Below are 22,681 nucleotides of genomic sequence, written 5' to 3' on the forward strand. Positions count from 1 at the left end.
ATGGATGAAATTATAAAGGAATTACAAAAGTTAGGATTTTCCCAGTATGAATGTAAAGCGTATATTGGATTGTTAAAACACTCCCCAGTAACAGGCTATGAAGTGAGTAAACAAACAGGAGTACCTCGTTCTATGATTTACGAGGTACTCGGTAAGTTAATGGATAAAGGAGCGGTGCATATTGTACCTTCTGAACCAGTTAAATATGTACCAGTACCAGCTACCGAATTAATGAATCGAATGCGAAAAGACTTTGAAAAGTCCTTTGAATTTTTAGATGAGAAACTAAATTGTTTAGAACAAGAGCGACAAATAGATGTAATTTCGCATATTCGCTCAAATGATCGTGTTTTAAAAGAAATATGCAATATAATTAATAGGGCAAAGGAAGAATTATGGATTTCTGTATGGGAAGATCAAGTGCATGAAATTGAGCCATACATTCATCAAAAGGAAGAGGAAGGCGTACATATATTTTCAATCTTATTTGGAGCTCCAGAAACAAAAATAGGAGCCACGTTTCATCATAATTATATGACGCCCCACGTTGTTGAAAAGAGAATGGGTGGTCATTTAACTGTTATTGCTCGTGATGGAGAGGAAGTATTAATTGCGAACTTCTCAAATGATAGCACTTCATGGGCCGTTACAACGTATGACCCAGCGCTAGTTCTCGTTGCGACAGAGTATGTGCGGCACGATATTATGGTTGAAGAAATCACAAAGGAATTTGGAGCTGATAAGTTAGATACGTTATGGCGTGAAAATATAGATTTAGTTCATGTCGTAACAGGAAAACGAACTTTAGAAGGAATGGAGGATGATAGAGATGAGTAAAGCTGAGGCACATGTAGCTTTGCAGAGCGATGATACATTTCAGCAAGGAGTAAAAGATTGTTTACCAACTGTATTTGGTTACTTGAGCATCGGTATAGCAGCTGGTGTAATTGCAAAAACAGCAGGTTTTTCTATCATTGAAATTGCATTTATGTCCACTTTAATTTATGCAGGTTCTGCCCAATTTATATTAGCTGGTATGTATGCAGCCGGTGCTCCTGCTTCCGCAATTATTTTTACTGTATTTTTTGTTAATTTACGCCATTTATTAATGAGTGCTGCCCTCGCACCGTACTTTACGAAACTACCTCTATTAAAAAACGTCATTATCGGTTCTCAAATTACAGATGAAACTTTCGGCGTTGCAGTGCAGCATGCAGCGCAAAAAGGATATTTAGGTGAAAGGTGGATGATTGGGCTTAACGTAACAGCGTATTTAAATTGGATTCTTGCTACTATTATTGGTGGGCTGTTTGGTGAGTGGATACCAGATCCACATACATACGGGATGGATTATGCATTACCAGCGATGTTTATCGGATTATTTGTTCTTCAGCTCATAAGTAGTAAACCAACACTAGTAATTCATTTAAGTGTTGCAATTGTATCGATTATTATCGCATACGTTTCATACCTATTTATGCCAGATAGTATAGCGGTTATTATTGCAACATTACTAGCTGCGACGATTGGAGTGGTGATTGAAAAATGGAAATGAGATTAGATGTATTATTACTTTTACTAGCAGCAGGAGCTGTTACACTCGTGCCACGTATTTTACCTCTACTCGTATTTAGCAAACTACAAATTCCTGACTGGGGTTTAAAATGGTTAAATTACATACCAATTGCGATATTAGCAGCGCTTTTAGCACAAGTTTTATTTATGCATGAGACGATGCAGTGGGATTATCTTATTGCAGCAATTCCAACATTTCTTGTAGCAATATATACTCGTAGTTTATTAGGTACAGTATTAACGGGAGTGGTTGTGATTATTTTGTTACGTTTCTTTTTCTAAAAAGGATTACGCTCATATAATAGCGAAAAGTGTAATAACATGAAAAATATAGGGGTGGTGTTATGATACTTTTAACGATAGGAGCAATTTTGTTAACGTTGTTTATTTTCTTTATTCTCGGTTTTATTACATTTATGATGTTTGTTGATAAGGCGACGCCTCAAATATATTATACACCTTGTGAATCAGTGACAGTGAAAGCTAAAGGTAAACATAGAAGGAAGAAAAGTTGAAAGTTGGCTTTTCTTCCTTCTTCTATTACATCCCCGAAAGAACTAACAACAACAGCCCAAATATAAAACTAATAAAGGAAAGAAAACCAATACATATCGAGAACACACGATTATTTCTCCATTCGTGCCAAAAAGCGATAAATCCTAAAATACAAAGGAAAAACCAAATGGGCAGGAATATGAACTCGCTAACTTTCTCGGGGAGTAACGAATAAAAAGTTGTTACATATAAAATCCAATTTGTAAAAAATAAAATGTAAATGATAATAGATTGTAAGTAGGGGCGGTTGAAAAATATCCTTTTTTTACGGTTTTAAAAATGATAGTTAGCGCTGAGATAAAGGCAATGAGTATGAAAACAAGTAAGAGTAATGTCAGCGTCATTTTGAGTCTCCTTTATAAGATTGTTTTTATCACGCATGGGCAGTAAGACCCACATCTTAAAACTCAACGTAAGAAAAGAGATTAGGTGGGGATGAACACCCCCAACTGATTGAAGTTTCACTTTACAAGAAATGAATCTATTAAATGGTATGCTTGCTTTGTAGAGTGCCCGTTATATTTTTTAGTGTACGGATTTAGAAATCCATGTTCACCGTGTAGTTGTTTTATTTCTAATAAAGGATTATTTTGTTGCTGCAATGTTTGAATTAAAGAGGATACTGAAAAACTAGCTTCTTTTTCAGGAAATATAAGTAGTGTAGCGCATGTAGGCTTTATGTGAACATAGTCACGTATACGAGAACCGTAACATCCGATAATAAAATCTATTTCCGGATTGTTACTACATAGCCATGAGATGGTAGCTCCAACACTAAAGCCGATAAGTCCAATATGTGTATAACTACTAGAAAGATGAGAAATGAATTCTTCAATTTGCTTTTTTCCATAATCAAATCCAATATGATTTACAAAATGTTCATATGCTTTTTCTTCATCACTATAATGAAATGCATGTTGCGATTGTAGAAGGTTAGGACAGAATACGTCTATATGAGATGAAGTAAAGTGGTTGGTAACGTGATGCATATGGTCGTTCACACCATATATTTCATGAACAATAACGAGAGCTACTTTTTTCTTCATAGTTATATTGTGCCTCTTTGAAACTTAAATTCTTTCTCAACAAGGCAGATACGCAGGTGGAAGTTTTCATACCATTGCTCACGACCTCTTTTTTTCGCTTCTTTATGTAAGGCGTTCTTTTTCCAATTTTCAATCGCATCAAGTGATTCCCAATAAGAAATTGTTATTCCGAGTCCAGAATTACCTCGTGCACTTTCTACACTTAAAAATCCAGGTTGTTGCTTTGCAAGTTCCTCCATTTTTCCGGCAACGGTATTATAGTCTGTTGTATCATTTGATAAATTAGAAGTGAATATCACCGCATAATAATGATTCGCCTTTTGTGAAGCATTTTCCATATAAATTCCCCCTTTAATAAGTATTTTAGCATGTAAAAAAGAAAAGAAGCAGTACGCTTCTTTTCTTTTTTTACGCTGTGAATTTTAATCCAGCATATATTTTACGACCCTTTTTTTGAATCCAACATACTTGTGCATTTCTCTTTTGAATATTACGTTCTTCCATTGTTACTTGTATAATTTGGTCAATCACAAGAGGGATGTTCGTTTGTACTTGGCACCCACCTGTACTATAGTCGACAATGGTCGCTTCAATCGGCATCCCATTCATATGCAATGTTCCAGAAGACATCAGTTGCTCACGTATATGTTGCCTGCGAAATTGTCTTGGTGCTTTTTTGGTGTTTTTTATGAAAGATGCAATTGCTAGTGTAAGAAATGCTTTATCGTACACCTTTTCCACCCGGTCATTAACCGGTTTACTAAATAGATGAAGAATGAGTTTACAATATTGCTCATGGGATACATCATCAAATGATACACCAACTTGTACAGAATTTTCTTGTCTCCGAATCCATTTTTTTGTACTATGAATCTTTTCTACCTCGCCAAAAGATAGCGTATAGGAAGATAGACTTGATAAAGTTTCAAATGGAATGGAGGGATCTAATTCAAAACGTGCCCCCGTTTCACTAATATCAAGGACATGGCAAGAAATGATCATATCTTCGGCATATAAAGTACCTGGTAAATTTACTACGAAACGTTCTGAATTTCGAAAACGCGGTCTTTCAAATGCTACAAATAGTGAAGTGACAATAGCTATCCCGTTGTATAGTACCCAGAAAATATTAATATATAAGCTCTCTCTTTCAATATGATATTGCTCAGGATATAAGAGCATAAGTGTTGCCCGAATCAGTGCAATAATTGTTAAAATGAGTAATACGAGGTGAGGGACGCTTGCAATCCATAAAAAATGCCTTGTATTATTTTGAACTCCCTTTCTTGTCACATGAAATTGAAATTTTTTACGTAAGAAAGTTTCTGATAAAATAGCAAATCCCATATAAGGAGCCATAGCAACTTCGTACACATGACTCCACGTAGTTGTTCGTTTTTTATTAGAAACAGCTTTGAAAATAAGCTGTGATGTTAAAAAAGCAGGTGCCCAGAACATAAATAAGTGCATAAAATTAATTTCTAAACTATAAATATCAAATATTAAAAACAATAGCGGTGCTAGTAAAAATATCATTTTATAAACACCGAAAAACCAATAATGAATTCCATCTGCATATAAAAGACGCTGCATAAAAGATAATCCTTTTATAGTGAAAGGATTCCACTTTTTTACGACTTGAATATTCCCTCTACACCAGCGGTCCCGTTGTTTTAATAAATCACTAAATGTTTCTGGGGATAATCCAACAGCAAGTGTTTCATTGACAAATATAGTTTCCCATTTGTTAGCTTGTAGTAGCATACCAGTTGCCATATCCTCAGTAATAACTCCAGTCGCAAATCCTCCAATTTCTTCAAGAGCGGTGCGGCGAAATAGAGCGTTACTACCAACATACATCGTAGCATTAAAGCGATCTTTTCCTTCTTCTAACTGGCGCATAAAGAAATCTTGTTCATTGGCGATGTTATCTTCAAAAAACAAATTATATTGGAAAGGATCAGCATTGTAAAAAACTTGTGGTGCTTGAACGAATACAATATTATTTTTAGAAAAATAACCAATCGTTCGCTCTAAAAAGTTAGCTCGTGGTATCATATCAGCATCCATTGTTACGATAATATCACCTTTTGAATGAGGCATCGCATGATTTAAATTTCCAGCTTTTGCATGCTTATTTTCGGTGCGAGTTATGTGATGAACAGAAAACTCTGCCGCAAGTTGCTTTACACTTTCACGGCGCCCGTCGTCACAAATATAAATGTTTAGTAACTCTTTCGGATAAGTAATCAACGTACAACCAGCTATAGTACGTTTTAACAAATCGATCGGTTCATTGTAAGTTGCAATAAATATGTCGACAGTAGGTAGTTTTTCGAAAGTGGATAATGGTACTTCTTTCCGTTTATATGGCTTCCATGAAACAATGCTGAAAACGATAGATTGTAAGTAACCAGCCCATTCTGTAATTAACAATATAATACCAGCGATAATACTTATGAGATTAATAGTTGGTAACGAATAAAAAGTTCGCCAAATAAGATAAATAGCATTACAAATGAGAAATAGAATAATAAGTAATTTTTTTGACCATAAATATTTGTGTGCAAGGGCGTAAGTCATAATGATTACGAAAAAAATAATACCTAAACCTTCGTATATAGAAAGGCTCATACAATTCCTCCTTTATGAATAGAGTGGGAAATAGGAAAAAACTTTATATTATTCATCTATAAAGATTTAGTTATTTCCAAGTCAAACATTATCACAAAATATAGGTTTAGAGTATAAATTTTACATTTTCTTATTATAAGCTTAAAAAATTAGAAGAAATAATAGTTGTATTTTTGATTCATAAGAAAAATGCCACTTCAAAAGAGAAGTGGCATTTCTTATATTTCCTCTAAGCTATTAACTGGAACAGTTAATTCGCGTTCTGGGTTTTTTACTTCATATATGCGGGCGGTTTCATTGCTTTCATCGACGTGTTGAATCATAACAGGCATGCCTTGAAAACTGACATTGGCTTGTTCCGCTGACACAGAAAGCTCTATTGCACGTTGTATATTCATTTATATTCCTCCCATCATTATTATCTTTGCTAAAAAAGAGGAATAATATACCATTTAGAGACATTCTTAAAGTTTTTGTATTATTTGTAATGTTTCTTTAATAAATGAAGAAAAGATGGAATCAGGATAACCATCTATCGTTTGAACTGCTTCTTTTGCTTCTTTCAGAGCAGCTGGTTTATCTTGAAGTTCTATATGACACAGGGCACGATATGAGCCAGCTGTTAATAACCATGACTGATCAAGTGGATGACTCATATAATCTGGAATATTAGCACGTTTTAATGTTTCCAAAGCTTCCTCGTAACGTTTTAAACCATACAGAGATTTTCCTTTTTCAAGATAATACAATCCATCTTCTTGAAAAATCGGTACATCTTTTAGTTTTTCTCGGAATTGTTCTAAATGTTCTAATGCAATTGTATATTCGTTTGTAACGGTATTGTAGTAATAAGCTTTTAATATATCTATATTTGCAGCGGATAAAGTATCTTCTGTAAAAATGGCAAATTGCTCCGATTTTTTTATGTAATATAAATATCGTTCTTTATCGGTTGTAATGATTTTTTGATAAGATAAAATACGGTAAAATTCATCTGTTTTATAATACACTTGATGTTTTTTTGAAAATGCAAGTGCATCTAAAATGATTTTTTCACATTTTTCATAATTACCATATGCGAGTAAAATAATTGCTTCTTTTAAATATAATTGTATATGTGTAATAAGATCCATTTCTAAATTCTTCGTTTTATATTCATCGCGAATTTTGGTAATCAACTGTAAACATTCTTTATATTTTTTCCGTTTGTAGAGCATATAGTAAAACAGTAGTTTCGTTTCAGTACTTTCACGATACAAAGTATATTTTTCAAATATAGAAACAGCTGTTTCAACGTAATATTCAATATTATAATCGTTCATAATGGCCGCTCCAGTTATGAACTGTTTATATAAACGTGCTGTGTTTAAAGTAAGGGGTAGTTCTTTTTGAACGATAGGTAGTAAAGTCTTGTATACTTCATCGCATTTATTTGATTTTATTAATGGCTCCATTTTTTGAATGAGTTCCACAATTTCTTCTTCATCTTCTTCTAATAAAAAGCTAGTTTCACATTCAAGTTTTTCCGCAATATATTGTAATGTTTTCATAGAAGGTGTAGCTTTTCCATTTTCAATTTGACTAAGCATACTTTTTGTCAGTTCCGAACCTGCCAGTGCTGTTTGCGTAAGCTTTTTATCTTTTCGTAATGCTTTAATTTTTTCACCGAGAGTTGCCATATTATTGCTCCTTTATATTTAAAAAGTTTAATTGTATTTAACTTTTTGTTGTGAAAATTTGAAAGTTGATTATATAATAAGTTTAACACAATTTAACTTTTAAGGGGAGAGAGTCAAAAATGGGAGATATAAGTATAGGAAAACATGATTCAAGAATGAAGATTGCAACTAGAAATATCATTTTAATGATGATTGGAAAAATGACGTCTTTATTAGGCGCAGGTATTTATACGTTCGCAATGGGGTTATATGTATTAAAGACTACTGGTTCAGGGATGGGTTTTGCAATTACGCTCGTTTGCGGATCACTTCCAAGGATGATCTGTGGCCCAATTGCTGGTGCTGTAGCAGACCGTGTGAATCGAAAATGGCTTGTCATTGGTACTGATTTATTAAGTAGTTTAACGATGCTTAGTATGTTTATTCTTGCTATTATATTTGGGCCATCACTTCTTTTTATTTATATTTCAGCAGCATTATTATCAATTTGTGCAAGTTTTTATTCTGTTGCATTAACTTCGTCTATTCCGAGTTTAGTAGATGAAGGACGTATTCAAAAAGCGAGTGCTTTAAATCAAACGGCGGCTTCTTTATCAAATATTTTAGGACCGATTATTGGCGGAGTTGTATATGGTTTCTTTTCAATTAAATCGTTTTTCCTATTGAATAGCATTACGTTCTTTTTAGCGGTTATTTTGCAATTATTTATCGTATTTGATTTATATAAAAAAGAAGTGGCTGAAAGTACAGAGCATTTCTTGACGAGTATAAAAGAAGGTTTTTTATATGTAAAAAGACAACGTGAAATATATGGTTTAATGAAAATAGCATTGTGGGTAAACTTTTTTGCGTGTGGTCTAACAGTTGCACTTCCGTACATTATCGTCCATACATTGCATTTATCTTCAAAGCAACTCGGTACTGTAGAGGGAATTTTAGCAGTCGGGATGCTAATGGGAGCGATTGCTTTATCAGTGCGTAAAGAAGTGAATAATCCGTTTCGTTCTATTTATACTGGACTGTTTTTGTTTGCAGGTTTAAGTTTATGTACAGTCTTTCCGTTGTTAGTTATCATTCCAAAAGTAGCAAGTTTTATTTACTATATTGCTTTTATGATGTTAACTGGTATAGCAATTATGATTGTAAACATTCCAATGCAAGTACATATGCAAAAAACGACAGATCCGAGCTACCTAGGGCGTGTGTTTGGCCTACTTGAAACAATTGCGACTGCAATCGCACCACTTGGTATGATTGTATATGGACTACTATTAGATATGTTGCCAACTAGCATTGTTATGATGACAATAGGCGGAGGGTTATTGTTAGTTGTATTAGTTGGAGTAAAGCAACATATGGCGAAAAAACAAGTAGATGTGTCCGCTTAAAAATAAGAAAATAATAAAAATTTGACTTATCATTATAAAAATGACTAAATTAGTATTTTAGTTTTTGAAACTCTTTTTCATGTATGTTAAAGTAAAGTGAGCTTGCAAAGAAAAGGAGACAACAGCATGAAAAAATTAAGTTTTGTTATGCTTTTTCTATTAGTCGTAATGGCTGGATGTAGCAATTATGACACATATATTGAAACAGGTATGCAATCATTGAAAGATGAAAAGTATAGTGATGCAACAATGTGGTTCGAAAAAGCAGAAAAAGAGAAATCAGGAAATGAAGCGAAATCATATAAAGAAGTTGCTGAGAAAATGGATCACGGAGCAACAGCATTAAAAGATGGTAAGTATTTAGAAGCGAAAGACATTGCAAATGAAGTGTTACAAAAGAAAAAAGATGATGAACTTGAAAAAGCTGTAACATCAAATGCAGAGAATATGCTTCAAAAAGCAAAAGATGTGGAAGAGAAAGTAAATGAAAGAGTGGCAAAGCGTAGAAAGGTAGAAGAAGAAGGAATCGATAAAATTATTAAAGCTGTCGATAGTATAGATGAAGTGAAAGAAAAAGAGAAGAAAGTATCAGAAGCATTAGATAAGGCTGAAGAGGCGCAAGCAAAAATTGAGGCAAAGAAAAATAAATAGATTTATAGTTTGAAAGGCTGTCGTGCATAACGACAGCCTTTTAATTTTTTGTTGCAAATGAAGTGATGCTCTGTAGTAAAAAAGAAATGATTTTAGAATTCCATCTGTCCTCATGATGAATCGTATAAATGTTACGCTGAAATTCAAATTCAGGGATTGGTATATAGCATAGCTCATTTCGTTGTATTTCTTGTTCGATAGCAAGTTTAGAAATAAAGGCAATTCCATTACCATATTTTAAAATTTGTTTCATCGTTTCTAATGAGTCTAATTCAATTTCAGATTGGAATGTAATGTTGTGCGCCAACGTCCATTGTGTAAGTAAATCTCTCGTTGTAGATGGATTACGATGCAATAGTATGCGTTCCTTTTCGATATTTTGTAACGATACATTGTCTTTCTTTGAAAAATGATGTTCTTTGGAAAAGGCAAGAACAAGTGTATCGGGCATTATATTCGTTTGTTTTAAAAGTGGTTCATCAAATGGAGCAGCGGAAATTATCCCAAGATCGATTTCGTGATTTTGTAGCATCATTCGAATTTCAGGGGCTGTTTTCACTAGTAGCGTTATTTTTATATTGGGAAATTCACATTGAAATTGATGAACGACTTCTGGTAAAAGATAAGTCGCTGGTACATAACTAGCGCCGATTGTTATAGCACCTTTATGAAAATCTTTAAACTCTTGCGTGACACGTCTGGCTTCTTTCATAAGTGCATCTATTTTACAAGCATAATGGTGCAAAGCCTCACCAGCCTCTGTTAAGAAATACCTTCCAGAACGTAATTCGAATAGAGATACACCGAGTTCTTCTTCTAAGCTTTTTATATGAAATGTAATAGTTGGTTGTTTAACGCCAAGTTTTTCTGCAACGATTGTAAGCTTTTTGTATTTCTTAATAAGTACTACAATTTCTAATTTTAAGAGATTCATTATGAATTGCCGCCTTTTTTATTTTAACTATAGAAAAAATCTATAGAAATAAATAGTTTATTAGAAGTTTTTTAATTTAATCTTTACAGTACATTAACATTCAGTATAAATCTTCCATATAGAATGAAAGCAGGTTAAGAATGAGGTGAGAGAGGTGAAGCAATGGATATTACAATTAGTGGATTAGAAAAGACATTTGGAAAAATACAGGCGTTAAAGCCGTTGCAGATTGTAATGAAACAAGGGGAATTTACTACACTTTTAGGACCTTCGGGGTGTGGGAAAACGACTTTACTTAGAATGATAGCAGGGCTTGAAGAACCGGATAAGGGAGAAATATATTTTGGAGACCAGTGCATGTATTCTGCTGCAAAAAAGATAAAGACATCTCCTCATGAACGGAATATCGGTATGGTATTTCAAGATTTTGCTTTATGGCCGCACATGACTGTTTTTGAAAATGTTGCATTTGGTTTAAGAGCTACAAAGCAAACGAATCAATTGCGAGAAAAAGTAGAAGATGCGATAAAGCGAGTTCGCCTGCAAGGTATGGAGAAAAGGTATCCACACGAACTTTCTGGTGGACAGCAACAACGTGTCGCATTCGCTAGAGCAATTGTAACAAAACCTCATTTTATTTTGTTTGATGAACCGCTAAGTGCACTCGATGCAATTTTGCGAGAAGAAATGAGAATAGAGCTTATGGATATCGTTCATTCCATTGGTTTAACTGCACTGTATGTCACTCACGACCAAACAGAAGCAATGTCAATGTCAGACCAAATTATTGTCATGAAACAAGGAGAAGTATTACAAAAAGGAACACCGGAAGATATTTATGTGAAACCGTCTCATGAATTTGTTGCCAAATTTGTTGGTAAGGCGAATTGGCTTGTAGAGGGTAAAAAAATGGTTCGTCCAGAGCATGTGAGCTGGACGAAAAATGAAGTGTGCGAAATGTATACAGGTGAAATTAAGCACGTTACATATGTAGGAGAACGGTATGAAATAAAAGTAAACATGGGGGCACTCGGAATATGGACAGCTTATCACAATAGTAAATTAAGCATCGGTAAACCAGTATCGTTATATGTGCCAAAAAAATGTATTCATCATATAGGGGGAGAATCATATGAAGAAATTCAGTTCGCTTAAGTCTTTATTTGTATGTACTTTATTATTTTCGGCTGTAGTAACAGGGTGTAGTTCAAAGACAGGCAATGCAGATGCAAAAAGTAAAAATACGACTGAAAAGAAAATTGTTGTATATAGTGCAGGGCCAAAAGGGTTAGCAGAAAAAATTCAAAAAGACTTTGAAAAGAAAACTGGTATAAAGGTGGAAATGTTTCAAGGGACAACTGGTAAAATTTTAGCGAGAATGGAAGCTGAAAAGAAAAATCCAGTCGTTGATGTAGTCGTACTTGCATCATTACCAGCGATGGAAGGATTAAAGAAAGAGGGTCAAACGTTAGCTTATAAAGAAGCGAAACAAGCTGATAAGCTGCGTTCTGAATGGTCAGATGATAAAGGACATTATTTCGGGTATAGTGCTTCAGCATTAGGGATTGTGTACAATACAAAAAATGTGAAGACAGCGCCTGAAGATTGGAGCGATATAACGAAAGGGGAATGGAAAGGAAAAGTGAATCTTCCAGATCCAGCACTTTCAGGTTCAGCTTTAGACTTTGTAACTGGATATGTGAAAAAGAATGGAAAAGATGGATGGAATTTATTTGAACAACTTAAGAAAAATGAAGTTACAGTAGCAGGAGCAAATCAGGAAGCGTTAGACCCAGTTGTAACAGGTGCGAAAGATATGGTAATTGCGGGTGTTGATTATATGACGTACAGCGCAAAAGCAAAGGGTGAACCTGTTGATATCGTATATCCAAAAAGCGGAACAGTTATTAGTCCACGCGCAGCGGGGATTATGAAGGATAGTAAAAATGTAGAAGGCGCAAAAGAGTTTATTGATTATTTATTATCCGATGATGTACAAAAACAAGTTTCTAAAGCGTATTTATTGCCTGGTAGAACAGATATAAAAGCTGAAAATAGACCAAATGTAGAAGAGATTCCAGTATTAAATATTGATTGGAAAACAGTTGAGAAAGAGCAAGATGAAATAGGAAAACAATTTAAGAAAGTATTTCAATAAGATGGTGATTCCATGGTAAATCGATTCGTATCAGTAAGACAAGTTGGAATGACGGTAGCGTTATTGCTTGTGGCGATGTTAATCGTCATTCCCCTTTTTCTTATTTTATTTTCTAGTATATATGAAAATAGCAGTTGGAACTTTTTAAAGCCTTTTGAAGTGATACAGAGTGGTGGATTAGCTGGGATTTTTCTGAATTCGCTGCTTCTAGGTGTACTCGTTGTAATAGGAGCTACAATATTTGCATTTCCATTGGCGTTTATTATGAGCAAAACAGATGTAGGAAAGTATAGTAAGTTAGATATTGTTTTTATGATTCCATTTATGACACCGCCGTATATTGGATCGATGGGCTGGATTTTGTTCATGCAACCTAACGGCTATTTTGAACAATTTTTTCCGATGCTAAAGACGATTTCATCATCGTTTTTTAGTTTAGGAGGTATGGTCTTAATTATGAGCCTGCATTTATTCCCATTCCTTTATTTCATGCTGAAAAATACGTTACTTCAGATTGGGAGTAGTAAAGAAGAAGCTGCAGCAGTTCATGGCGGAAGTTTTTTCTATCGTTTAAGAAAAATAATATTGCCGTTATTAGTATCAAGTTATGTAATGGGTGCTTTACTCATTTTCGTAAAGACGATTGCTGAATTTGGAACACCGGCTACATTCGGACGTAGAATAGGATTCCACGTGTTAACATCAGAAATCCATAAATTTATTTCGAGTTGGCCAATTGATTTTAGTAGTGCAACAGCATTATCTTCTTTATTACTTAGTGCTTGTATGCTTATTTGCTATATGCAAAATGTATTGAATCGAAAGTATTCATATGCAATGGTTAGTGGAAAAGGTGTGAAATCTAAAAGATATACTTTGTCTATATTTACGCGCGTTGTAGCATGGATGTATGTAATTGGTTTATTAATAGTATCAATTGGAATTCCATACTTTTCTATACTTATTGCTTCTTTGTCAAAATTAAGAGGCGGCGGTTTACATGTAAATAACTTTACAACAAGCCATTATGAGGCATTGTTTACAATAGGATCTCCGGGATTAGAGGCTTTATGGAATAGTTTTCTTTTTTCACTCGTAACAGCGATTATCGCGGTAATGATTGGAGTCTTTTTGGCACTTATGATTCGAAAGGGGAAAAAAACCTCTGAAAAATAGCTTGATATGTGCGGTATGTTACCGAATATGGTACCAGGAATCGTTATGGTTGTAGGTCTTATTCTATTTTGGAATTCACCATATATGCCTATGTCAATTTACAATACACCAATCATGGTTATCGTAACGTATGTTGTTCTGTTTTTACCTTACACGGTGCAATATGTAAAATCATCACTCGGACAAATTGATGATTCTCTCATGCAGGCAGGAAGTGTTTTTTCTGGAAATTATATTTATATTTTTAGAAAAATAATATTGCCTCTTATTATCCCAGGCATTCTTGCTGGATGGGCGATGACATTTACAATTTCGATAAGAGAGTTAGTAGCATCGCTTCTCGTATTACCTCCATCAGTAGAAACGTCAGCAACGTTTATTTTTGCTCAATTTGAACAGGGGGAAGTATCTATAGGCATGGCGATGGCCGTTGTTTCTGTTGGACTTACAACAATGTGCTTATTACTGCTGCAACATATGGAGCAAAAACGAAAAGGGGTAGCAGGATGAGAGTAGAAGTATGGGGAGGAGCTGGAGAGTACGGTCGCTCCTGCTATTTTATAAAAAATAAAGAGACGAAAATAGTATTTGATTGTGGTATTAATCGATCTTATGAGGATAGTTATCCAAAAATAGAGAGAGAAGCTGTTCCATTTTTAGATGCGGTATTTTTATCACATATTCATGAAGATCATACGATGGGTTTACCTTTATTAGCGAAGTATGGCTATAAGAAAAAAATTTGGACGACTCGTTATACGAAGGAGCAACTGCCGTTATATTATGAAAAATGGAGAAACTATAATGTGATGCAAGGGTGGGATTTACCTTATAGCGACCAACACATAAAAGATTTAAATTATGTATGTATTGATGAGATTAGCAATCCAAATGAATGGGTACAAATTACTCCTACATTGCGGTTTCAATGGGGATATAGTGGGCATGTATTGGGAGCTGTTTGGTTTTTAGTTGATATGTATAATACATACGTATTTTATTCAGGCGACTATTCAGCAGAGTCTAATATACTACGAGCTAATTTACCTGAGAAATTGGGCCACAATATAAAAGTCGCAATTGTGGATGCCGCTTATCACACAGATGATGTTTCGCAAAATGAACGTGTAAACGAACTATGTGCAGAAATTGAACGAGTTATGAAAAATAAAGGAATAGCATTATTACCGCTGCCACAACTTGGTAGGGCGCAAGATATAGTATTGTATTTATATGAACGATATAAAGAATTTCCTCTTATAGTAGATAAAGAAATCTTAGCTGGATTTGAAGAGATGTTCGCATATAAAGATTGGATAAAAAATAATAAAGAACTTAAATGGGTTATGAAGAGTCTAAAAAGAAACATAATAGTGATGGATAATGACATTAGTATGCAAAATAGTTACGGAATAGTTGTAATGAGTGATGCGAATATGCAAACGAAACGAGCACAGTTATACTATGAACAGCTTCGGAATGAAAAGCGGAATGCCGTTATTTTTACTGGGCACATTGCGAAAGGGAGTTTTGCAGAAAGAGTTATGAAAGAACCTGTAAGGAGTACATGTAGGGTGAAGCGAGTTCCGTATAAAGTTCACCAAAGTATAAGAGACGTTAAAGAGATGTTAAATACATTATTACCAGAACATACGGTGCTAGTACACGCTTTGAAAGAGGATACAGATCGATTACAACAAAAGCTAAGTACAGCAGGATATGAAAATGTATATTCACTTGCAATGGAACGTATAGAAGTCATTTAAAATACAAAGGGGATAGGTATATGAAAAAAGTATTTGTATTCGTAAGCATTTTCTTTTGTTGTTTCCTTTATAACGTTAAGGAAGGGTTTACTGCTAGTCCAATGAAACCTAGTTTTGAAGTGAAGTTATTATTAAAGCCAGAACAAGTATTAGGTTATAACAAAGAGATGAAGCAAGAGGTGCTAGAACATTTCCAGGCTGGTACAAAATATGAAAGAATACAAGTGCAATTTTTAGATACTGCAAATAAAAGTTTAAGTGATGAAGGTTGGTTTGCTAGAATTCGAAAGAAAGAATTTAGTAAAGATTTTGAACTAACATATAAAAAAAGATATCCTATTCAAAATGGTGTAATTCAAGATGCACTAGAAGTAGCTAAAAAAGAAGGATTCGATAGTAATACGGATAGTTATGAGGCGGAAATAGATTGGGGATTTGAGAAGAAAACATTAAGCATTTCAAATAAGAAAAGTTACAGTGCTAAAGGATATGGGATACTTGATTTACCAAATGAACAAGCTGCTCAAAACATGTTAATAGAAAAATTACCAGGGAAAATGAACAAATGGTTGTATACAAATTGGGGAGAAGAGATGTTAAAGAATTCCCGTATTTACGGTCCTGTATTAATGAAGCGATATACAGGAGAGTTTGAAAACATAAAAGCAAATATTGAAATTTGGCCATTAAGTAATACTGGGAAATTAGAAGATGACTTCGTAATAGAAGTGTCATTTAAAACAAATGAAGAAAGTATTGCGACAAAACAAAGGGAATTATTAATGGCGAGTTTAGAGAAAAAAGGCTGGTTGTTACCGAAAGATAGTTTGAAGACAGAGCTTATTTTTCAGTAAATAGTAAAAAGGAATCCATATGCCATGGATTCCTTTTTATATATGAGTATTAAGCTAAATCATGTACAGAGATAATAAAGTTGTTTAATTTACAATAAAGTCATTTAAAAAATAATATAGTTGTTTAAAAATCCTTCTTCTACTAACGAGGCAGGTTAGTGGAAGAAATAGCAAGTGGGTTTAACTAGGAGAAGTGTCGATGACATTAAAGAAGACACCGAGGTGTCTTCTGTTTTTTAAATTAAAAATATCGATAAATTAGGATTTATTTACTTAACATTATACTTATTTTCGGACCGAGGCATCTAATCGGTGAGTATATACAAACCAAGTAATGCTTGCTGTTAATAATGTTGACGAAATTAAAGCTGTAAGAACACTATATGTTTGCCAAATAAGTATCGTTGACCAATCGAAGGCAAAAAACATTATACACTGGGCAATCGTAGCGATTAGGAAAATAATTGTTACGATTGTTCTCTTTTTTGTCATTGACTGCTGCTCATTCGTTTTCCTTTTTCTTAATCCTAAGAAAAATAACAGAACGGCTAATAGGCAAAGAATAATTGTGGTAGACGACAAAATGATGTCCAAAAGCTGTGTGCCGCTTATCTCATATGACTGAGTTAGATTGCCGTTTAATATATTTTTAACTTTTAGTACCAGGTTTATATTGGTATTTGCGCCGTTGCTCAGTAAGCAGATGGCTGTTCTTTCATTTGGCAGTATGGCTACTTCGGTACTAAAATTTGGATTACCCCCAGTGTGTTCTATAAACGTTTGTTCGGCGTTTACCGACCAACCTGCCGCATAATACATATCATTGACAGCCGAAACAGACATATCACCCCTATGTGATTTTTCGATAGCCCTGTGAAATATTTCGGGTATGTCCTGCACAATACCCATCTGTATGCCCATCCAACGCGCCATATCTTTTGTATTAGAAATGATATAGCCGGCAGGTTTATTCCCAGCATAATCCGGAGCGTTAAATGGAGTTGTTATAAAAAAGGAAGAACGGTAGCCCTGTGCTAACTGTCCAGTGGCTTGAGCATCTTCTTTATAAACATACGTCTGGTGAAGACCTAAGGGTATAAATACCTGTTCCTTCATAAAGTCTTCATAGCTTTGTCGTGATACAATCTCAATAACCAAACCCAATACGTCATAATTAACGGTTCCATAGTTATATTGTTCACCGGGAGAGAACGCCAATTCTGCATCTACCAGCTTTTCCACGGTCTTTTGCAACATATCAGGCGTATTACCTTGTGGAATATTTTGGATATGTCTAATATTTGTTAGGCCGCTGGTATGGTGAAGAAAGTTATTTAGTGTAAGGTTTTGCATATCAACAGGTTTACCTTGATACTTTAACGTAAACCAAGGTAAATATTTTTGGATAGGGTCAGTCATTGATAGCAGCCCTTGCTCTTCCAATAGCAAAATCCCCATACCAGTAAAAGCTTTACTCACCGAGGCCAACTCATAGAGTGTATTTTCACTTGCAGACAATCCCTTTTCAAGATCTGCATACCCAGAAGAAAAGTAGAACACTTCACCATCAGCAAGTATTGAGATTGACATTCCAGGCACACCTGATGTACGACGGGCATCATCTAGCAATGCTTGTATTGCCTCAGATTTCAAATCTGACAACGCATAACTTTGTGTTGCGAATCCTGGGAATAATATAAATATCGTTAATACAAAAACAATAGTCTTTTTCATACACTCTCCTTTTTGAAGAATTATAAGGATATAAATAACTTATTTTTATAACTATAAACTAAATTCTAATTTATCTTTCTATTTACCTATATAATATGAAATAATTGTGAAGAGTTACACTTAAACTAACGGGGGCGTTAGTTCAATAAGAAGTAAACAACTTTATTATTCATTTTTTAAGCATTACATAAGCAGATGGATATAATTTGAAACAACTTTAAAGAGGCTTGCTGCATATAGAATGTAGTAAGCCTCTTATCTTTTTTAGTCAAAATTCAATAACTTTATTATCACTATACAAATCAGCTGACACGAACATATCACTATTTTGAAGATTTTTAGAGCGTAAACTATAAGCAACTACCTTCTTTTTATATTGTTTTACAACATCAACATGCTCTTCATGACTGTAAATATAAAATGTGAAATCTTTTTTACCACGTTTTGCATGGATAATTAAAGGAGTGCCTTCATTATGGGGTGGTGCATAATAGCGATCTAAAAATAAACCTTCGTTAAAATCATGAATAATTTTTGATTTCTGTTCGCCTTCTACGTTATTTCCGTGAATTGTAATAGTCACATTCTCTTCTTCAAGTTTTGGATGTGTTTCGTACTTGCTAATAATGGATTCAATAACAGTGTTAGGAAGGCTAGAAACGATAATTTTAAATGCTCCAAATACAACTAACATTACAATAAACCAAGTCGTCATAGTAATCATCCCCTTTATTCTATTTAATAATATAACTCATATGGTAATAGTACATATGGTGAAGTTTTGTATAATTTGTGAAAAATATGCCATTTTTACGAATGAAATGTTAGAAAAATCAATTTTGTTACAAAAAGTTGAAATTGAAGTATTTTGAAAGAAAAAGGTTTATAATAAAAATATAACTAATAACCACATTACTAATTATAAGGAAGTGTAACTATGAGTACTGTAGCAATCGTATATGGTATTATTCTTTCCACAATTATTGTTTTGTTTTTCGTTGGGGTTTCACGTTATATTCATAAATGGAAAGAAGGCGTTGCGAAATTAAATCACATTGAAGAAGAACTTAGTGATTTAATGTTACATCATGGTAAGTAAAATCTTTCAACTAAACAATGTGAAGAATATCACAAAACATGCTTTCCTAATGAAGGCATGTTTTTTTGTTGTTTAAGAAAAGAAGTGTTTTTGTATAAATAATCTAATTATTACTTAAAAAGGGAAATTTATTTAGTATAATATATAATATGTTTATTTTAGGGGGAGTATCATGAGGGGATTAAAAGTTGTTGGAATTATAGCTGGAATTACTATAGTAGGCTGTATAGCTTTCTTTTCAGTGAAGGAATATGTCAATTCCAAAGAAGACTCTAATTATGTGCTAAATTACATAAAAGAACATAAGGATGATAAAACAACTTCTTTAATTGTTAAAAGAAATGGTGAAACATTGACATCAATAAATGAAAAAGAAAAACTACCGCTAGCAAGTATGTCGAAAATCGTTATAGCAATTGAATATGCTAAGCAAGTAGCTGAAGGGAAAATAAGAAAAGACGAGCAAATTTCATTGAAAGAATTAGAAAAATACTATGTGAAAAATACTGATGGTGGTGCACACTCTGCATGGCTAGATGATGTAAAAGTTAAAGAGTTAGTGAAGGGTGGTCAAACTTCTTTAGAAGAAGTAGTGAAAGGAATGATCCATTATAGTTCGAATGCGAATACATCATATTTATTGGACAAGTTTGGAGCAGCGCGGATAAATGAAAGTTTGAAAGAGTTAGGCTTAAATAGTCACGATGAATTTTATCCAACGTATACAGGGGCATTATATATGAGGGGCTATGTTGAAAAAGAACTGCATATTCCTCAAAATAAAGCATTGGACAAGCTACGTAATATGTCTAATGATGAATATGTTAAGCATGTATGGCAAATACATGAATGGATGAAAGACGAGAAAGAATGGACAAAACGCGAGATATCGTTAACAGCCGATATGGACTTTCAGCGTATTTGGTCAGATCGGTTTATAGGTGCAAATGCGAAGGATTACATGAGTTTACTGGAAAAGATAAATAGCAGAAATTATTTTACACCACAAATGCAAGGTGAGATTGAGAATATATTTAAGGGAACCGTAGGAGAGGGTATGTTCGAATTTGCTGGACAGAAAGGTGGTTCTACGGCATTTGTATTAACAAATAGTTTCTATGGTACTGATAAAAAAGGGAATAAGATTGAGATTGTCTTTATGATGAACAATTTGAGTGAAAAAGCATTTGAAAAACTTCTAAGTAATATGGATTACTTTATTCGAGATATTGTCATAAGTGAGGAATTCAGAAATAAATTATAATGAAATAATTTTATTATGTAAACAAAAGAGCGCTTATGCAAAGTGCTCTTTTTTAATACAGGATTTTCCAATATTGTTATTGAATATAAATTGAAAATAAGAAAGGAGGTTGAAAAATGACAACAATATATTTCGTTCGCCATGCCCATTCTACCTATACAAAAGAAGAACGGGAGCGACCTTTATCTGAAAAAGGGTACTTAGATGCAGAGAATGTAACACGCTTATTAAAAGATAAACATATTGAGGTTGTGATTTCTAGCCCGTATAAAAGAGCAATCCAAACTGTACAAGGAATTGCGAATACATATAAATTATTAATACAAGCAGAAGAAGATTTGCGTGAAAGATTATTGAGCACAGAGCCAGTATCAAATTTTAATGATGCTATGCAGAATGTGTGGGAAGATTGGAGTTTTGCATACGAAGGCGGAGAATCGAATGATGTCGCACAAAGGCGCGCTGTAATATGTATGCAAAATATATTAAAATAATATGAAGGTAAGAATATTGTAATAGGTACGCATGGAAATATTATGGTATTACTCATGAATTATTTTAATTCGAAATATGATTTTGAGTTTTGGAAAACACTTCATATGCCTGATGTGTATAAATTAAATTTTGATAAAAATCGTTTCATTTCTGCTGAAAGAATAGAGAAAACAGGTCATCGGTTAAATATTTTGTAAAAGTTTATCAAAAAAAGAGGAAAGAGAGAAGTTATTGTAGAAGTATGACTTTGTAACATAAAAAATATATGTTAAAGGAGGCTGTTTACATGTTTGAGAAAGAGAAAGAAGGGCTTATTGAAGTTCAAAACGTATATGAAATTGCACCAGAAGATGGAACAATTATTGGTATGGCAACGGAAGAAGAAATGGAAATTGCTGCTGAACTAGAGTTACAGTACTATGCCCATTCTCGTTTGTTAGAAGCAAATATTCAGTTAGACGGTTCCTCCTACAAAGAGTTACTTCAGGAGTTCCAGGAGTACGAAAGAAAATCAATGAGCTTTTGGCGAGCGATACATAAACGTTTAGCTGTGCCATGGGCGTGGGTACTACGTATTGATGTTGCGAATGGCCCTATATATGTAAGTAATGGAAGTTCATATTACGAAGAAATCGATGATGAAGAAGATTATGAATAGATAAGTAAGGAAGCAGCTTTAGTTGCTTCCTTTTTTTATTTGTAAGAAATGAATCGCCTCAATAATAATATCTGGTCGATCATTTTCTATACCGTGACTAGCATGTTCGGCAAGAATATATTGGTTGTTAGTTGAGAGGTGTAATTGTTCGTGAATTAGTTCTTGCCACATTGCTTCAAGTTGTATTGCTTCCTCTTTTGGCATGCCGCCATTAGTCAATTGAGTAATAGAATATTGAGGATCTCTACCGATAACGATTAATGGTATTTCTAATGTTTTACATAGCTCTTTTAGTGAGAGAGCACAGTTTTTCCACTCCGATAGTTCAGAAGCTGTCGCTTTATATAATGAAGGCGAGGTAGAGAATTCAATTTGCTGTTTTGATTGATCGGTGAGAATAGGTTTTAGTTCATTATAAAGTGTGTCTACATCCATTTTGGAATATATATTATATTTTTGAAACCAAACATCATCAGAATCAGTTTGATCAGAAATTGGTAAATGAAGTTCATCTAAACGGTGTAAGTTCATCGAAGTAGAATCAACTAAAATAAGTGCTTGCAGCTTATCTTCATGTAACATCGCAAAATGTTGTGCACATAATCCTCCATAGGAATGACCGATTAGAATAAATGGTTCTTGAATAGCTAGTTTGTTTAGTAACATATGTAGCTCTTTTGTAACTTGCCTTATTGTACGCGGCTGATTGCCTAAATCACTTTTTCCGTAACCTGGGCGATGGTATGAAACAACTGTAAAGTGCTCTGAAAGCTTTTCTATAATAGGAAACCAATCATAAAATGAGCAAGTCATTCCAGTTTGAATGACTACAGTTTGTTTACCAATTCCTTTTATATGTACTTCTATATTTTGCCCCATTATTTCTACAAATTTATGAATGTTAATTCCTCCTAAGCTTGAAATAATTTTTGACAAGCAGAGGGTGTTGCAAAACTAAAATAAATATGCAATGTTATGAATCAGAAAAACTAGCTGAACATGCAATAGATAGCGA

Annotated in this window: 23 protein-coding genes and 3 pseudogenes; 16 read left to right on the top strand and 10 right to left on the bottom strand. The window is 33.9% G+C overall.

What is annotated here, in order from left to right:
- The 4 genes from ACQRBL_RS08165 to ACQRBL_RS08180 all read left to right on the top strand — a co-directional run bounded on the left by ACQRBL_RS08165 (window position 1) and on the right by ACQRBL_RS08180 (window position 2,090).
- Window positions 1-837 (top strand): TrmB family transcriptional regulator, encoded by an 837-nt coding sequence (locus tag ACQRBL_RS08165; RefSeq protein WP_016513054.1) that lies wholly within the window; start codon window positions 1-3, stop codon window positions 835-837.
- The gene (locus ACQRBL_RS08170; RefSeq protein ID WP_411996312.1) at window positions 830-1,555 is read left to right on the top strand and encodes an AzlC family ABC transporter permease; all 726 of its coding nucleotides are present in this window, start codon (window positions 830-832) and stop codon (window positions 1,553-1,555) included. The genes ACQRBL_RS08165 and ACQRBL_RS08170 overlap by 8 nt, the downstream gene beginning before the upstream one ends.
- On the top strand, window positions 1,546-1,857 hold the full coding sequence (locus ACQRBL_RS08175; RefSeq protein ID WP_000425944.1) for an AzlD domain-containing protein: 312 nt from the start codon (window positions 1,546-1,548) through the stop codon (window positions 1,855-1,857). The genes ACQRBL_RS08170 and ACQRBL_RS08175 overlap by 10 nt, the downstream gene beginning before the upstream one ends.
- A 62-nt stretch (window positions 1,858-1,919) precedes the next feature.
- A complete protein-coding gene (locus ACQRBL_RS08180) occupies window positions 1,920-2,090 on the top strand; it encodes a DUF3951 domain-containing protein (protein WP_000602245.1) in 171 nt (56 codons plus the stop codon).
- Between the two features lie 25 nt (window positions 2,091-2,115).
- Here ACQRBL_RS08180 and ACQRBL_RS08185 read toward each other — a convergent pair.
- The 6 genes and pseudogenes from ACQRBL_RS08185 to ACQRBL_RS08210 form a co-directional block, all read right to left on the bottom strand.
- Window positions 2,116-2,474: pseudogene (locus tag ACQRBL_RS08185) on the bottom strand (hypothetical protein).
- Between the two features lie 117 nt (window positions 2,475-2,591).
- Window positions 2,592-3,176, bottom strand: a complete 585-nt coding sequence (locus tag ACQRBL_RS08190) for a dienelactone hydrolase family protein (RefSeq protein WP_000730922.1) — start codon at window positions 3,174-3,176, stop codon at window positions 2,592-2,594.
- Between the two features lie 2 nt (window positions 3,177-3,178).
- Complete coding sequence (locus ACQRBL_RS08195) at window positions 3,179-3,514, bottom strand: antibiotic biosynthesis monooxygenase family protein (RefSeq protein ID WP_000426496.1); 336 nt, start codon at window positions 3,512-3,514, stop codon at window positions 3,179-3,181.
- A 70-nt stretch (window positions 3,515-3,584) separates the two neighbouring features.
- A complete protein-coding gene (locus tag ACQRBL_RS08200) occupies window positions 3,585-5,810 on the bottom strand; it encodes a glycosyltransferase (RefSeq protein ID WP_411996311.1) in 2,226 nt (741 codons plus the stop codon).
- A gap of 218 nt (window positions 5,811-6,028) precedes the next feature.
- Window positions 6,029-6,208, bottom strand: a complete 180-nt coding sequence (locus ACQRBL_RS08205; RefSeq protein WP_001025733.1) for an H-type small acid-soluble spore protein — start codon at window positions 6,206-6,208, stop codon at window positions 6,029-6,031.
- Window positions 6,209-6,274: 66 nt separating this feature from the next.
- On the bottom strand, window positions 6,275-7,489 hold the full coding sequence (locus ACQRBL_RS08210; protein ID WP_023521618.1) for a helix-turn-helix domain-containing protein: 1,215 nt from the start codon (window positions 7,487-7,489) through the stop codon (window positions 6,275-6,277).
- Window positions 7,490-7,608: 119 nt separating this feature from the next.
- On the opposite strand from ACQRBL_RS08210, the gene ACQRBL_RS08215 reads away from it, so the two are divergent.
- Window positions 7,609-8,877: an MFS transporter gene (locus ACQRBL_RS08215; RefSeq protein WP_411996310.1), complete on the top strand. Its 1,269-nt coding sequence runs from the start codon at window positions 7,609-7,611 to the stop codon at window positions 8,875-8,877.
- A 126-nt stretch (window positions 8,878-9,003) separates the two neighbouring features.
- Complete coding sequence (locus ACQRBL_RS08220) at window positions 9,004-9,528, top strand: DUF4398 domain-containing protein (protein ID WP_000736437.1); 525 nt, start codon at window positions 9,004-9,006, stop codon at window positions 9,526-9,528.
- Between the two features lie 40 nt (window positions 9,529-9,568).
- On the opposite strand, the gene ACQRBL_RS08225 is transcribed toward ACQRBL_RS08220, so the two are convergent.
- The gene (locus ACQRBL_RS08225) at window positions 9,569-10,462 is read right to left on the bottom strand and encodes a LysR family transcriptional regulator (protein WP_001050611.1); all 894 of its coding nucleotides are present in this window, start codon (window positions 10,460-10,462) and stop codon (window positions 9,569-9,571) included.
- Between the two features lie 162 nt (window positions 10,463-10,624).
- Here ACQRBL_RS08225 and ACQRBL_RS08230 point away from each other — a divergent pair, with 162 nt between their 5' ends.
- The 5 genes and pseudogenes from ACQRBL_RS08230 (at window position 10,625) to ACQRBL_RS08250 (ending at window position 16,416) form a co-directional block, all read left to right on the top strand.
- Window positions 10,625-11,617, top strand: coding sequence for an ABC transporter ATP-binding protein (locus ACQRBL_RS08230; RefSeq protein ID WP_023521622.1), 993 nt, complete (start codon window positions 10,625-10,627; stop codon window positions 11,615-11,617).
- On the top strand, window positions 11,595-12,620 hold the full coding sequence (locus ACQRBL_RS08235; protein WP_000714686.1) for an ABC transporter substrate-binding protein: 1,026 nt from the start codon (window positions 11,595-11,597) through the stop codon (window positions 12,618-12,620). The genes ACQRBL_RS08230 and ACQRBL_RS08235 overlap by 23 nt, the downstream gene beginning before the upstream one ends.
- A 12-nt stretch (window positions 12,621-12,632) precedes the next feature.
- Window positions 12,633-14,306, top strand: a pseudogene (locus ACQRBL_RS08240) (ABC transporter permease).
- Window positions 14,303-15,562, top strand: coding sequence for an MBL fold metallo-hydrolase (locus ACQRBL_RS08245; protein WP_023521624.1), 1,260 nt, complete (start codon window positions 14,303-14,305; stop codon window positions 15,560-15,562). The pseudogene ACQRBL_RS08240 and the gene ACQRBL_RS08245 overlap by 4 nt, the downstream one beginning before the upstream one ends.
- 20 nt (window positions 15,563-15,582) lie before the next feature.
- Window positions 15,583-16,416: a hypothetical protein gene (locus ACQRBL_RS08250; protein WP_000755327.1), complete on the top strand. Its 834-nt coding sequence runs from the start codon at window positions 15,583-15,585 to the stop codon at window positions 16,414-16,416.
- Window positions 16,417-16,701: 285 nt separating this feature from the next.
- Here ACQRBL_RS08250 and ACQRBL_RS08255 read toward each other — a convergent pair whose 3' ends face one another.
- Window positions 16,702-18,150 (bottom strand): serine hydrolase domain-containing protein, encoded by a 1,449-nt coding sequence (locus ACQRBL_RS08255; RefSeq protein WP_411996309.1) that lies wholly within the window; start codon window positions 18,148-18,150, stop codon window positions 16,702-16,704.
- Window positions 18,151-18,418: 268 nt separating this feature from the next.
- Window positions 18,419-18,865: a YfmQ family protein gene (locus ACQRBL_RS08260; RefSeq protein WP_000214587.1), complete on the bottom strand. Its 447-nt coding sequence runs from the start codon at window positions 18,863-18,865 to the stop codon at window positions 18,419-18,421.
- A 40-nt stretch (window positions 18,866-18,905) separates the two neighbouring features.
- Between ACQRBL_RS08260 and ACQRBL_RS08265 the strand changes: the two genes are divergently transcribed.
- From ACQRBL_RS08265 to ACQRBL_RS08285, 5 genes and pseudogenes are all read left to right on the top strand, one after another.
- A complete protein-coding gene (locus ACQRBL_RS08265; RefSeq protein WP_001987133.1) occupies window positions 18,906-19,022 on the top strand; it encodes a hypothetical protein in 117 nt (38 codons plus the stop codon).
- A gap of 65 nt (window positions 19,023-19,087) precedes the next feature.
- Complete coding sequence (locus ACQRBL_RS08270) at window positions 19,088-19,249, top strand: hypothetical protein (protein ID WP_000108701.1); 162 nt, start codon at window positions 19,088-19,090, stop codon at window positions 19,247-19,249.
- Between the two features lie 172 nt (window positions 19,250-19,421).
- Window positions 19,422-20,513: a serine hydrolase gene (locus ACQRBL_RS08275; protein ID WP_411996308.1), complete on the top strand. Its 1,092-nt coding sequence runs from the start codon at window positions 19,422-19,424 to the stop codon at window positions 20,511-20,513.
- A gap of 116 nt (window positions 20,514-20,629) precedes the next feature.
- A pseudogene (locus ACQRBL_RS08280) lies at window positions 20,630-21,205 on the top strand (histidine phosphatase family protein).
- 89 nt (window positions 21,206-21,294) lie between these two features.
- On the top strand, window positions 21,295-21,666 hold the full coding sequence (locus tag ACQRBL_RS08285; RefSeq protein ID WP_000461779.1) for a hypothetical protein: 372 nt from the start codon (window positions 21,295-21,297) through the stop codon (window positions 21,664-21,666).
- Window positions 21,667-21,684: 18 nt separating this feature from the next.
- Here ACQRBL_RS08285 and ACQRBL_RS08290 read toward each other — a convergent pair whose 3' ends face one another.
- Window positions 21,685-22,545: an alpha/beta fold hydrolase gene (locus ACQRBL_RS08290; protein ID WP_097919815.1), complete on the bottom strand. Its 861-nt coding sequence runs from the start codon at window positions 22,543-22,545 to the stop codon at window positions 21,685-21,687.
- Window positions 22,546-22,681 lie beyond the last annotated feature (136 nt).

This window comes from Bacillus sp. AF62 (genome assembly GCF_050312695.1).
Taxonomy (GTDB): domain Bacteria; phylum Bacillota; class Bacilli; order Bacillales; family Bacillaceae_G; genus Bacillus_A; species Bacillus_A cereus.